The sequence below is a fragment of the Roseibium sp. MB-4 genome (assembly GCF_053005265.1).
Map to the genome: position 1 here is coordinate 643,085 of NZ_JBRKQB010000001.1, position 12,542 is coordinate 655,626.

General features: G+C 56.2%; 17 protein-coding genes. 12 read left to right on the plus strand and 5 right to left on the minus strand.

Translation table 11 applies throughout. The features are described 5' to 3' along the window. The first annotated feature begins 39 nt into the window (after nucleotides 1-39). Complete coding sequence (locus tag ACVDG4_RS03135) at nucleotides 40-570, plus strand: DUF2867 domain-containing protein (protein ID WP_447233984.1); 531 nt, start codon at nucleotides 40-42, stop codon at nucleotides 568-570. Nucleotides 571-596: 26 nt separating this feature from the next. Here ACVDG4_RS03135 and ACVDG4_RS03140 read toward each other — a convergent pair whose 3' ends face one another. Next, a complete protein-coding gene (locus tag ACVDG4_RS03140; RefSeq protein WP_447233985.1) occupies nucleotides 597-1,253 on the minus strand; it encodes a protein-L-isoaspartate(D-aspartate) O-methyltransferase in 657 nt (218 codons plus the stop codon). Between the two features lie 125 nt (nucleotides 1,254-1,378). On the opposite strand from ACVDG4_RS03140, the gene ACVDG4_RS03145 reads away from it, so the two are divergent. From ACVDG4_RS03145 to ACVDG4_RS03195, 11 genes are all read left to right on the plus strand, one after another. Next, complete coding sequence (locus ACVDG4_RS03145) at nucleotides 1,379-1,714, plus strand: FtsB family cell division protein (protein WP_447233986.1); 336 nt, start codon at nucleotides 1,379-1,381, stop codon at nucleotides 1,712-1,714. A gap of 179 nt (nucleotides 1,715-1,893) precedes the next feature. After that, nucleotides 1,894-2,931 (plus strand): pyruvate dehydrogenase (acetyl-transferring) E1 component subunit alpha, encoded by a 1,038-nt coding sequence (pdhA, locus tag ACVDG4_RS03150; RefSeq protein WP_209175528.1) that lies wholly within the window; start codon nucleotides 1,894-1,896, stop codon nucleotides 2,929-2,931. 14 nt (nucleotides 2,932-2,945) lie between these two features. Next, a complete protein-coding gene (locus tag ACVDG4_RS03155; protein WP_447233987.1) occupies nucleotides 2,946-4,340 on the plus strand; it encodes a pyruvate dehydrogenase complex E1 component subunit beta in 1,395 nt (464 codons plus the stop codon). A gap of 55 nt (nucleotides 4,341-4,395) precedes the next feature. Further along, a complete protein-coding gene (locus tag ACVDG4_RS03160) occupies nucleotides 4,396-5,697 on the plus strand; it encodes a pyruvate dehydrogenase complex dihydrolipoamide acetyltransferase (protein WP_447235077.1) in 1,302 nt (433 codons plus the stop codon). Nucleotides 5,698-5,770: 73 nt separating this feature from the next. Continuing rightward, the gene (gene lpdA / locus ACVDG4_RS03165) at nucleotides 5,771-7,219 is read left to right on the plus strand and encodes a dihydrolipoyl dehydrogenase (RefSeq protein WP_133947321.1); all 1,449 of its coding nucleotides are present in this window, start codon (nucleotides 5,771-5,773) and stop codon (nucleotides 7,217-7,219) included. An 88-nt stretch (nucleotides 7,220-7,307) separates the two neighbouring features. Further along, nucleotides 7,308-7,556 carry a GlsB/YeaQ/YmgE family stress response membrane protein gene (locus ACVDG4_RS03170; RefSeq protein ID WP_133947323.1) on the plus strand — a complete coding sequence of 83 codons (249 nt, stop codon included), beginning with the start codon at nucleotides 7,308-7,310 and terminating at the stop codon, nucleotides 7,554-7,556. Nucleotides 7,557-7,578: 22 nt separating this feature from the next. Continuing rightward, nucleotides 7,579-7,818, plus strand: coding sequence for a GlsB/YeaQ/YmgE family stress response membrane protein (locus ACVDG4_RS03175; protein WP_133947325.1), 240 nt, complete (start codon nucleotides 7,579-7,581; stop codon nucleotides 7,816-7,818). A gap of 3 nt (nucleotides 7,819-7,821) precedes the next feature. Further along, nucleotides 7,822-8,175, plus strand: coding sequence for a gamma-glutamylcyclotransferase family protein (locus ACVDG4_RS03180; RefSeq protein ID WP_447233988.1), 354 nt, complete (start codon nucleotides 7,822-7,824; stop codon nucleotides 8,173-8,175). Further along, complete coding sequence (locus ACVDG4_RS03185) at nucleotides 8,172-8,606, plus strand: acyl-CoA thioesterase (RefSeq protein WP_133947329.1); 435 nt, start codon at nucleotides 8,172-8,174, stop codon at nucleotides 8,604-8,606. The genes ACVDG4_RS03180 and ACVDG4_RS03185 overlap by 4 nt, the downstream gene beginning before the upstream one ends. 56 nt (nucleotides 8,607-8,662) lie before the next feature. Beyond that, entirely contained in the window at nucleotides 8,663-9,637 is a 975-nt protein-coding gene (gene lipA / locus ACVDG4_RS03190; protein ID WP_447233989.1) for a lipoyl synthase, read from the plus strand. A 46-nt stretch (nucleotides 9,638-9,683) separates the two neighbouring features. Next, a complete protein-coding gene (locus ACVDG4_RS03195) occupies nucleotides 9,684-10,136 on the plus strand; it encodes a type II toxin-antitoxin system RatA family toxin (protein WP_133947333.1) in 453 nt (150 codons plus the stop codon). 26 nt (nucleotides 10,137-10,162) lie between these two features. On the opposite strand, the gene ACVDG4_RS03200 is transcribed toward ACVDG4_RS03195, so the two are convergent. The 4 genes from ACVDG4_RS03200 to ACVDG4_RS03215 form a co-directional block, all read right to left on the minus strand. After that, nucleotides 10,163-10,597, minus strand: coding sequence for a hypothetical protein (locus ACVDG4_RS03200; RefSeq protein ID WP_133947335.1), 435 nt, complete (start codon nucleotides 10,595-10,597; stop codon nucleotides 10,163-10,165). 97 nt (nucleotides 10,598-10,694) lie between these two features. Further along, nucleotides 10,695-11,168: a hypothetical protein gene (locus ACVDG4_RS03205; protein WP_447233990.1), complete on the minus strand. Its 474-nt coding sequence runs from the start codon at nucleotides 11,166-11,168 to the stop codon at nucleotides 10,695-10,697. A 157-nt stretch (nucleotides 11,169-11,325) separates the two neighbouring features. Continuing rightward, nucleotides 11,326-11,796 (minus strand): hypothetical protein, encoded by a 471-nt coding sequence (locus tag ACVDG4_RS03210; protein WP_447233991.1) that lies wholly within the window; start codon nucleotides 11,794-11,796, stop codon nucleotides 11,326-11,328. A gap of 232 nt (nucleotides 11,797-12,028) precedes the next feature. After that, nucleotides 12,029-12,538: a CinA family protein gene (locus ACVDG4_RS03215; protein WP_447233992.1), complete on the minus strand. Its 510-nt coding sequence runs from the start codon at nucleotides 12,536-12,538 to the stop codon at nucleotides 12,029-12,031. Nucleotides 12,539-12,542: the final 4 nt, after the last annotated feature.

The following is a 12,542-nucleotide window of genomic DNA, read 5'->3' on the forward strand; positions in this document are numbered from 1 at the left end:
ATGGTCGCAGCCTCAACAACTTCAAGCGGAGTGCGTCAGATGAGTGCCGCCGCCAGCCTTCCTTTGGACAGTCACCTTAACGCCTATCACGCTTCAAAAGACTTCATGGATGTCTACTGCGGGAATTTGACCGGACGCCCGGACCTTATCGAGTGTGATATCCGGGTTTTTGCCAAGCACATGACCACGATCGATATGCCCTGGGCGCAGGGTTTGTTGAAACTTCGTGATCGGCTTGCGAAAACGGTGAATCTCAAGTCTACAGACGATTTGGCGAGCGAAGCACCGCCGAAACCGCTCAGTGAGGTTGGGCCGGGAGATCGGATCGCGTTCTTCAAAGTCTATGAAGTGCGTGAGAATGAAATTCTGCTTGGCGAGGATGACTGGCATCAGGATTTCCGCCTGTCGGTCTTTAGGCAGTTGACGCCAAAGCCAAAGGTTTTCATTTCAACGTGCTGCAAGCGGCACAATCTCTTCGGCTATGCCTATCTCGCGGCAATCCTGCCAGCGCATAAGATGCTCGTGAAACAGAGCATTGACAACGCGTTGGATCGGCCGTTGGTGCACTGACCTCAGGAGATTTAACGCCTGCTGCGCTATGAAACGTCGTCCCAACCTTCTTCGCCGATTAGTGGCACGAAAGTGACTTCGCCGAGAGTCTTGGATGAGAAATCCGTCTCGGACTGCCGAGTGATCCGCAACAAGTGTTGATGGTGGCGGGACGGACCGATTGGGATCACCAGCCGACCCCCGATCGTAAGCTGGTTCTTGAGTGTGCCGGGCAGGGCCGGGCTGCCGGCTGCGACCATGATGGCGTCGTATGGTGCGTCTTGCAGATATCCAAGGGTGCCGTCGCCGCAATGGATTTCGACTGTCGGATACCCTGCGCGGAGAAGATTGGCTTTTGCACGGTCTGCAAGCTCTGACTTGCGCTCTATTCCAATGACCTTCGCGCCCATATCTGCCATCACGGCTGCTGCGTATCCCGAGCCCGTCCCGATATCGAGAACGCGGGCACCTGGTTCGATTTTCAAGGCTTCACACATCAGTGCAACTACATAGGGCTGCGAAATTGTTTGACCGTAGCCAATTGGCAAAGGACGGTCCTCATAAGCGTATTGACGGCCTTCAAACGGCACAAACAGGTGGCGCGGGACTTTTGACGTAGCTGCAAGGAGCGCGGCATCAGATATACCGCGCGAACGAATTTGCCGATCCACCATAGTCGCGCGTTCTTCGTGATCGTCTCTCATAGTTCCATTCTTCAGGAACCGGGGATGGTTGCAAGTTTAAGAACTGCATCAAGACTCTATTAAGTCTGAATCGCCATAGTAGCCGAACGAAGAGGCCACCAGTTTTAGCGTTCAAGGTCCCAAGAGTGCCCCGAGCAGCCACACGTCAGCGAAAACAATCCTTCCTGCGCCGTCTCATCACCCCTGCGCTTGCTATTGCAGCGCTAGGCTATTTCGGCTTTCATGCCATGAATGGTGAATTGGGAGTGGTCGGCCGTGCCATGATCGAGCGCCAGGTTGCCGAACTTGAGGGCGAATTGCAGCTTCTTGTCGCCGAGCGCCAGGAACTTGCAGCACGGGTCAGTTTGCTGCGCCCGGAAAGCCTCGATCCGGATATGCTGGATGAGCGAGCCCGGCTCTATCTTAATCTGGTGCATCCAGATGAGCTGGTCGTGCTGAAACCGCAAGTCGTGGCGCAATAAACCAAAAATCAGTTGAATTTCGCGACTTAACCAATATTTGGTTACGTAAAAAATAATTACAATAAATCAAAAATATAGCACCTCATCGCACTGCGAGATTGCCATGTTGGATTGCCCTTTCATCCGGGATACGTTTCTGTAACCTGTCTTAGGGGAAACGTCACACCGAGTTGAGGGAAATGGCAGCAGCGAAGAAGACCAGCGCCGGCACCAGCCGGACCCGCAGTTCCGCCAAAAAGGCCGAACCTGCGATCGCCGAGTTCACCAAGGAAGAGGAACTTCACGCCTACCGCGAAATGCTTTTGATCCGCCGTTTTGAAGAAAAGGCCGGTCAGCTGTACGGCATGGGCCTCATCGGTGGTTTCTGTCACCTTTACATCGGCCAGGAAGCGGTTGTCGTCGGCATGCAGATGGCCAAGATCGATGGCGATCAGATGATCACGGCCTACCGGGATCATGGTCACATGCTGGCGATGGATCTCGACCCGAAAGGCGTTATGGCCGAGCTCACCGGACGCCGCGGCGGCTTGTCGAAAGGCAAGGGCGGCTCCATGCACATGTTCTCCAAGGAAAAGCACTTCTATGGTGGCCACGGGATCGTCGGTGCGCAGGTGTCCCTTGGAACCGGCCTTGGCTTTGCTAACAAATACCGGGAAAACGGCAATGTCTGCATGACCTTCTTCGGTGACGGCGCCTCCAACCAGGGTCAGGTTTACGAGAGCTTCAACATGGCCGAGCTCTGGAAGCTGCCGGTCATTTACGTGATCGAGAACAACAAATACGGCATGGGCACCAGCGTTGAGCGCTCATCCTCCATGACAGACCTGTCGCAGCGCGGCGCGTCCTTCAACATTCCGGGCGAAAAAGTCGACGGCATGGATGTGCGCGCCGTGATGGCCGCCTCCAAAAAGGCGCTTGAATGGTGCCGTGACGGCAAAGGCCCGTACATCCTTGAAATGGTGACATACCGTTACCGCGGACACTCCATGTCTGATCCGGCGAAATACCGGTCCAAGGACGAAGTTCAAAAAATGCGGACCGAGCACGATCCGATCGAACAGGTTCGCAAGCGTTTGCTCGACAATAAGTGGGCAACTGAGGACGATCTCAAAGCAATCGACAAGGACATCCGTGCCCGCGTTGCGGAAGCCGCCGAATTTGCACAGACCGATCCGGAGCCGGACGCGTCTGAACTCTACACCGACATTTTGCTTTAAGGCCGGGGGACATTATGCCGATTGACATTTTGATGCCGGCGCTTTCGCCGACAATGGAAGAGGGGAAACTCGCCAAGTGGCTGAAAGCCGAGGGCGATACAGTTTCCGCAGGCGATGTGATCGCCGAAATCGAGACTGACAAGGCAACCATGGAAGTGGAAGCCGTGGATGAGGGCACGCTTGGCAAGATCCTGGTTGCCGAAGGCACCGACAACGTCAAGGTGAACGAAAAGATCGCGATCCTGCTGGGCGAGGGTGAAGATGCCAGCGCCGCCGATGCTGCTGCGTCTGCACCGGCTGCGGACGCTGCTCCTGCGGCCGCCGCTGCGCCAGCTGCGCCATCACCGGCCGTTGCATCCGCGCCAACCCCACAGGCGCCGGCGCCAGAGACTGCCGAAGATCCGGAGATCCCGGCTGGCACGTCCATGAAGTCGTCGACCGTCCGCGAAGCGTTGCGCGATGCGATGGCGGAAGAAATGCGCCGCGACGGCGATGTTTTCGTCATGGGTGAGGAAGTTGCCGAGTACCAGGGCGCCTACAAGATCACCCAAGGCCTCCTTGACGAGTTCGGCGCAAAACGCGTCATCGATACCCCGATCACCGAACACGGCTTTGCCGGTTTGGGTGTCGGCGCGGCGATGGCAGGCCTCAAGCCGATCGTAGAGTTCATGACCTTCAACTTCGCCATGCAGGCGATTGACCAGATCATCAACTCTGCCGCCAAGACGCTCTACATGTCCGGTGGACAGATGGGTGCGCCAATGGTGTTCCGTGGGCCGAACGGGGCTGCCGCCCGCGTTGGTGCGCAGCACTCTCAGGACTACGCTTCGTGGTATGCGCATGTGCCGGGTCTGAAAGTGATCCAGCCGTATTCGGCAGCGGACGCCAAGGGCTTGCTTAAAGCGGCGATCCGTGATCCGAACCCGGTGATCTTCCTGGAAAACGAGATCCTTTACGGTCACTCGTTCGATATCCCGGATATGGATGATTTTGTCTTGCCGATCGGCAAGGCGAAGATTGAGCGCGGTGGCACGGACGTAACACTGGTGTCCTGGGGCATTGGCATGACCTACACCATGAAGGCCGCTGAAGAATTGGCGGGCATGGGTATCTCGGCCGAGGTGGTCAACCTCCGCACGATCCGCCCGCTTGATATCGACACAGTTCTTGCCTCGGTTCGCAAGACCGGACGGGTAGTGACTGTCGAGGAAGCCTTCCCGATGTGCTCTGTGTCTTCCGAGATTGCGTTCCAGGTTCAGGAAAAAGCGTTCGATTATCTGGATGCGCCGATCCTGCGGGTCACCGGTAAGGATGTTCCGATGCCGTATGCCGCAAATCTGGAAAAGCTGGCGCTACCGAGCGTTGCCGAAGTCATCGACGCGGTCAAAGCCGTAACCTACACGGCCTAAGGCGGGGGAATCGGACATGCCAATTAACATCACCATGCCGGCTCTCTCTCCCACGATGGAAGAGGGCAACCTGGCCAAGTGGCTGGTCAAGGAAGGCGACACGGTTTCAGCCGGCGACGTCATTGCTGAAATCGAAACCGACAAGGCAACCATGGAAGTGGAAGCCGTGGACGAAGGAACGGTCGGCAAGATCGTCGTTGAAGCTGGAACGGAAGGCGTAAAGGTCAATGACCTGATCGCTGTTCTTCTGGAAGATGACGAAGATGCAAGCGCGATCGACACCTCGGGTGGCGCGGCCCCTGCAGCGCCAGCGCCATCTCCGGCCCCTGCCGCAGATGCCGGGGCGAAGGAAGTCATCCCAGTTGGCGCTGAGGCGGCAACGGATCCGATCCCGGCTCCAAAGGCCGCTGACGGCGGACGCATTTTCGCCTCGCCATTGGCGCGCCGTTTGGCGCAGATCAATGGACTTGATCTGAAGGCTCTGTCGGGTTCCGGCCCGCATGGCCGGATCGTCAAGAAGGACATTGAAGCAGCTGTAGCAGCTGGAACTGGCAAGGCAGCAGCTGCACCAGCCGCCGCGGAAGCTTCGAAGGCGGCCGCTGCGCCAGCGGCAAGTCCGTCCTCGGATCAGGTTCTTAAGCTCTTCGAAGAAGGCTCCTACGAACTCGTTCCGCATGACGGCATGCGCAAGACCATTGCCAAGCGGCTGACCGAATCCAAGCAGACTATCCCGCATTTCTATGTGTCGGTGGACTGTCAGTTGGATGCGCTTCTGGCCCTGCGGTCCCAGCTGAATGGGGCAGCTGCAACCGACAAGGACGGCAAACCAGCCTACAAGTTGTCAGTCAACGACATGACCATCAAGGCCCTGGCCCTGGCGCTGCGGGACGTTCCGGACGCAAACGTGTCTTGGACGGATGACAACATGGTCAAGCACAAGCACGCTGACGTAGGGGTAGCCGTATCGATCCCAGGTGGTTTGATCACGCCGATCGTTCGCCGAGCAGAAGAAAAGCCGCTGTCGGTCATCTCCAACGAGATGAAGGACATGGGCACCCGGGCAAAGTCCAAGAAACTGCAGCCTCAGGAGTACCAGGGCGGCACGACGGCCGTGTCCAATATGGGTATGATGGGCGTCAAAAACTTCTCGGCTGTTGTCAATCCGCCGCATGCCACCATCCTGGCTGTCGGTGCGGGCGAACAGCGCCCGATCGTCAAGGACGGCGCATTGGCCATCGCAACCGTGATGACCGTGACGCTCTCCACCGACCACCGCTGTGTGGACGGGGCGCTCGGTGCCGAGTTGCTGGCAGCCTTCAAGGGATACATTGAAAACCCGATGAGCATGCTCGTCTAAGACAGGCTCTCAAAAGCGCGGCGTCTCTGCCGCGCTTTTTTCAAGGTTTCTACTTTTCGCCGGGGAAAACACCATGGCTGATACCAATTATGACGTGATCATCATCGGCTCCGGGCCGGGTGGTTATGTAACCGCGATCCGTGCCGCGCAGCTCGGGCTGAAAACTGCGATCGTCGAGCGCGAACACCTCGGCGGCATCTGCCTCAACTGGGGTTGTATTCCGACCAAGGCGCTGCTGCGCTCTGCGGAAATGATGGACCATGCCAACCATGCCAAGAGCTTCGGCTTGAAGCTGGAAGGCAAGATGACGGCGGACGTCAAGGACGTGGTCGCGCGTTCCCGCGGCGTGTCTGCACGGCTGAATGGCGGCGTCGGTTTCTTGATGAAGAAGAACAAGATCGACGTCATCTGGGGCGAGGCGAAACTCACCAAACCGGGTGAAATCGTTGTCGGCAAGCCGTCCAAGCCGGCGGTCGAGCCGCAGCATCCGGCGCCGAAAGGCACGAAGGGTGAGGGGACTTACACCGCCAAGAACATCATCGTTGCGACCGGTGCCCGTCCGCGCGCTTTGCCGGGTATTGAGCCGGATGGCAAGCTGATCTGGACGTACTTCGAGGCGATGAAGCCAGAAAAGATGCCGAAGTCTATGGTCGTTATGGGATCTGGCGCCATCGGAATCGAATTCGCGTCCTTCTACCTTTCCATGGGTGTGGATGTGACCGTTGTCGAACTGATGCCGAATGTCATGCCGGTTGAGGACGATGAGATCTCCAAGTTTGCCCGCAAGATGCTTGAAAAGCGCGGCATGAAGATCATCACCGAAGCGAAGGTGTCCAAGGTCGACAAAGCGGCCGACAGCATCACGGCGCATGTGGAAACGAAGGATGGCAAGGTTCAGCAAATCACGGCAGACCGCCTGATTTCCGCAGTCGGTGTTCAGGGCAACATTGAGAACCTCGGACTTGAAACGCTTGGTGTCAAAACCGATCGCGGATGTATCGTTATCGACGGCTACGGCAAGACCAATGTTCCCGGTCTTTACGCTATTGGCGATGTCGCCGGTCCGCCGATGCTTGCACACAAGGCAGAACATGAGGGCGTCGTTTGCATCGAAAAGATCGCGGGCCTGCCAAATGTCCATCCGATGGACAAGGGCAAGATCCCGGGCTGCACTTACTGCAATCCGCAGGTTGCCTCCGTCGGCTTGACCGAAGCCAAAGCCAAGGAGCAGGGCCGCGACATCCGGGTTGGGCGGTACCAGTTCAATGCTAACGGCAAGGCGATCGCTCTCGGTGAAGACACCGGCATGATCAAGGTGATCTTTGACAAGAAGTCAGGCGAGCTGCTTGGCGCGCATATGGTTGGCGCGGAAGTGACCGAACTCATCCAGGGTTTCGTTGTTGCGATGAATCTGGAAACGACCGAAGAAGACCTGATGCACACCATCTTCCCGCATCCGACCTTGTCGGAAATGATGAAGGAAAGTGTGCTCGATGCCTATGGTCGCGTCCTGAACGCTTGATCGAAACTGCGCATTCATATCTGGACCCAGGCAGCGAAATGTTTAACGTGGCGCTGTCTGGGTTCAGGCACATAAGGAGCCGTTTGTTATGGATGTAAAAGCAATTTTGATTTGGGTTGCGATTGGGATTATCGCCGGTTGGCTGGCCAGTGTCGTCGTTGGCGGCGGCGGATTGATCCGCTATTTGATCACCGGTTTGATTGGCGCGTTTGTTGGTGGCTTTTTGTTCAAGCTTGTTGGCATCAACATTGATCTTGGCAATGCGTATGTGAACGAGATCGTGGTCGCAGCCATCGGCGCGGTTGTTATTGTGCTGCTGGCGCGCTTGATCGCCTGATTTTTTCAAAGGAGTGCCCGCAATGGGGCTGATTATCACAATCATTATTGGCCTGATTGCGGGCGCTGTCGCCCATAGGGTGCTGAACAGCCGGGGCGGTTTTCTGGGCAGTCTTGTTGTTGGCCTGGTCGGCGCGCTGATCGGCGGTGAGCTAGCCTCCATCCTCAATCTGAATGTCACCGGTGGCGTGCTCGATCGGTTGATCATCGCCGTGATCGGCGCGATCCTTTTTCTGTTCGTCTGGAAGAAGGTGTTCAAATAAACCATGGTGCGGCTCGCGGCAGACCATCGCCTCGCCACATATGGAACGCTCGCGCCAGGCCGGGTGAATCACCATCATGTTGAAAATATTGAGGGAACCTGGACCACAGGGGCGATCCGGGGACGTTTGGTGGAAGCCGGGTGGGGCGCTGAGCTTGGGTATCCAGGGCTTGTTGTCGATCCGAACGGCGACAGCATCGAAGTGCATGTTTTAGTCTCAATTGACCTTATCAACCATTGGGACCGGCTGGACGCGTTTGAGGGAGCCGGGTATCAACGCGTTCCAATCGATGTCGAGACGCCTGAAGGACAAGTCCCGGCATCGATCTACGTGATTGCAACTGAGACAGAAGAATGAAGACCGAAGCGTTTGCCCGCATATCCGATTTTCCGATGACCGCTTCAGACAAGCTGCGCTATGCAGACACCGACCGGCAAGGGCATGTAAACAATGCGGTCTTTGCGACCTTTCTGGAAACTGGGCGGACCGAAGTCATCTACGGTGAAGCTTTAGCAGACACTGGAGCATCCTTTGTTATCGCAAGGTTGGAGCTGGATTTCCTGGCTGAAGTCAACTGGCCTGGCGAAGTGCAGATTGGAACTGTGGTGCAGGATGTCGGAAGATCTTCCTTCAAACTGCATCAGAAGATCTTTCAAGACAGCAAGGCTGTTGCACAGGCTGTCACCGTCATCGTCCAGATGAACAATGAAAGCCGCCGGTCCCATCCGCTGACAGACCGCGCGAAGGACCGTCTCAATACGCTGACCAGCCCTGCGTCAACTTGCTAGCAGGCATGACAGTTTTGTGGCTTGATCTTTAACGGAAAGAACGACACTTAAGGCCCATGGTTACGATCGTCGACACGCTCAATCGCCCGAAAGATCCATCCGAAGTGCGCCCGCGCCACCCGGAAAAGGCTCACCGTCCGGATAACCCCGTCCAACGGAAGCCGAAATGGATTCGCGTCAAGGCACCGACATCGCCCGTCTACAAAGAGACGCACAACACAGTCCGGCAGAATAACCTCGTGACTGTGTGTGAAGAGGCCGGCTGTCCCAATATTGGCGAGTGCTGGTCGAAGAAGCACGCGTCTTTCATGATTTTGGGTGACACCTGCACCCGCGCTTGCGCGTTCTGTAACGTGCGCACAGGGATGCCGGGACCGGTCGACCCGAAAGAGCCCCAGGGTGTTGCGGACGCCGTGGCGACGATGGGCCTGGAACATGTCGTGGTCACATCCGTCGACCGGGATGATCTGGACGACGGCGGCGCACGGCATTTCGCGGATGTCATTCAGGCGATCAGGAAGACGTCTCCAACAACAACCGTCGAGGTCCTGACGCCGGATTTCCTGCGAAAGGATGGTGCCATGGAAATTGTTGTTGAAGCGCGCCCGGATGTGTTCAACCACAATCTTGAGACAGTACCGTCCAAGTACTTAAAAGTCCGCCCAGGAGCCCGGTACTTCCATTCCATCCGGCTTCTCCAAAAGGTGAAGGAACTGGATCCGGAAATGTTCACAAAGTCCGGCATCATGGTTGGTTTGGGCGAAGAGCGGAACGAAGTCCTCCAGTTGATGGACGACCTGCGCGCTGCAGATGTCGATTTCCTGACGATCGGTCAGTACCTGCAGCCATCGAAGAAGCACCATCCGGTGATGTCCTTCGTGACGCCGGAAGAATTCAAAGGCTATGAGCGGATCGCTTACGCCAAGGGGTTCCTGAAGGTCTCTGCAAGCCCACTGACACGGTCATCACACCACGCGGGCGAAGATTTCGCGGATCTGCGCGCGGCCCGCAAGGCAAAACTCGGCCACTAACGGCCCGCATAAAGGATTTGGCAAGGCGATAGGACCACACTAACCCATGCCCAGTTTTTCATCTTCGCATAAGGTCAATCACAAGGCGGACGATATGTTCCGCCTCGTGGCAGATGTTGAGCAATATCCGAAGTTCGTTCCGCTTTGCCAGGCCCTGCAAGTGCGTGGTCGGAAGGAACTGCCGGACGGGCGCACCGTGCTGGTCGCCGACATGACCGTTGCCTATAAGATGTTCAAGGAAACTTTCACCAGCCGGGTGGAACTTCAGCCGGATAGCAAGACCATCTTGGTCGAGTATCTGGACGGCCCGTTCAAGCATCTAGAGAACAAGTGGACGTTCAAGGATGTGGACGATGGCCGGAGCACCGTCGGGTTTTACATCAATTACGAATTCCGCAGCCGAGCGCTCGGGTCGTTGATGGGGGCCATGTTCGATAAGGCGTTCCGGAAATTTTCAAACGCCTTCGAAACCCGCGCAGATCAAGTCTACGGCGGCTAGGCGTCAGTCCGGCCGCTATTGTTGATTTATTTGAACTGCTTGAATGCGTCGCGGATCGTATGAATCCGGCTTGCCCGCGTCTGGAAGGATCCTTCCGGCTCCCGAAGGGCTTCGATTTCCCGTTTCTCCAGGCCAAGGTCGTAAAGGCTGGCGAAGGCCGTATTGTCGCTGCATAACACGTTGCGTTCTTCACCAAAATTTTCTTCCAGGATCAGTGTTCGACCGGCGGCAACTTCTTCCTCGGTCCAAACGACGGTGGTCGTGCTGACCCAGAACATGCGATCACAATACTGCGCCTGGTAGTAGCCTTCTTTCGGCCGTGTCAGAATTTCGTGAGAGCCGGTGAATGTGCCATCCGGATATTGGGACCGAATGTAGTAGTCGCTTTGCGCAAAACTGGAACCGGCCAGAGTGATCGCTGGCAAAAACGTCAGGATTGCTATGCATTGAGCGCGTGTCATCGGCAAATGTCCTGTACAGCTTTCGGTTCTCGTCTTTAAGTCACGATCCTTTTTTACTGCAATTGTCTTGCGCGAGCCTTACCAATGGATTTCGAGCCTATTCAGTGGCGTGGTAAGAGCCTTTTGCCTTGTCGCCAGAGCCGAATGATTTGCTAATTGCAGCGAAGCGGCTGATCGGGTTCACCAGCGGACCGTCTTCCTGAATGATCAGGCGTGGATCTTCATTGATCCCAAGATCAGCAAGGGTGACTTGTTCCTCCGGATTGGCACAAATCGGCCGCCAGCCTTTGCCGCGATTGTACTCGACGCGCAGCTCATATCCGCGGTCAACTTCAAGCTGGGTCCAGGCAACAGTTGCGTACCTCACCCAATAGGATCTTTGGCAATAGGTCACCTCAACCAGACCTTCGGCCATGCGGTTGTAGATTTGATGGGACCCGCGGAAGATGCGATGACCGTCCCGGGAGATGATGTAGGTATCACCCGGTTCAAGTTGGTCAGCGGAGGTCTGGGTCGGTACGGTGCACGCGAGTGCCAGCGCGGCGGCCATTACTGTCTTCTGGATCATCATATCCGGTCCTTATTCGCGAACTCATTTCGCGAAAGCAAAGCTGCTCAACGTCTTGAATAACCGAAATCCTTCAAGAACAAATTTCTGAAGGGGTTCGAAATTGTCTAAAGTTTTAATGAAATAAACTCTGCGGCATGCGCTGCGGTCAGAATGTAAATCAGCGCGTATGGTAGCTTTTATATCGGCTGTCAGCCTTGCTCTTGTTAAAGATGCCGCTGATCGCGCTCAAGCGGCTGACAGGTTTGTCGTCACTTTGTGATTGCTGCAGGAATTCTCTCGGTTGCATGTCGATGCCAAGATCAGCAAGGGCAACCTGATCCTGCGGGCGCTGACAGATCGGGCGCCATCCACGGCCGAAATTGTATTCGATCTGTACTGTCCGGCCGAGTTCGGTCTCAAACTGTGTCCACGCAACGGAGTGGCTGCGCACATAGTAGTCGCGATTGCAGTAGCTGACTTGTTTCAAACCGCTGGAATACTCCAGGTAGAGTTTGTGGCTTCCAACGAACGTGCCTTGTTGATCCCGGGATATAAAATAGAAGTCGCCAGGCTGGGGAATTCCACCTGCCTGAGCACTGACTGGAACCAACAATGTGATCGCCGCGAGAAGGGCGTTTCTGAGCGTCATGGCACGAATGTTTTGTTTGCAACGACTGCAACCTACATTTGCCGGGCCTGGTCGTAAAACGCCTTTCTTGGCCAGTGTAAACCACCGGTTACCAAGCGGCGGACGGTTTTATAGGTGTTTTATTTGCATTGCGCAATTGGCCCTAATCACGCCAGCAGGACGCTGGGTCATGTGCTTTCGACAGCTATTGAACAGCTACTCTTTGCGAGGTCAAAAAAATTCGACTGAGCAGCTAGTCCAGAGCGTCTAGCAGAGCGGTGAGGGCGGTCTGGACCGTTTCTAGTCGGATCGAGGTCCTGCCATTGTCGGCGAACCAGCAATGCAAATGCCGCGTCGGTTTGTTCTTCACCGCAACAGCAATATGAACGGTTCCGACTGGTTTTTCGTCGCTGCCTCCACCCGGTCCGGCAATTCCTGTGACGGACACTGCGATGTCGGCTTTGGACTTGGCGAGCGCACCTTCGGCCATGGCTATGGCGACGTCTTTGCTAACAGCGCCGACCTTCGCAATCAGTTGTGCCGGTACACCGAGCATGTCCGTTTTGGCTTCGTTGGAATAGGTCACAAACCCGCGATCCACGACGGCTGATGAGCCCGCAATATCGGTCAAGCTCCCGGCAATAAGCCCGCCGGTGCACGATTCTGCTGTCGCCACCATCATGTTCTGGGCCTTCATGGCGTCTAGTACGGACGCTGCGAGGGTGCCTAGGTCAGAGAGGCTTGCAGGATTTTTGCCTGACATCTGG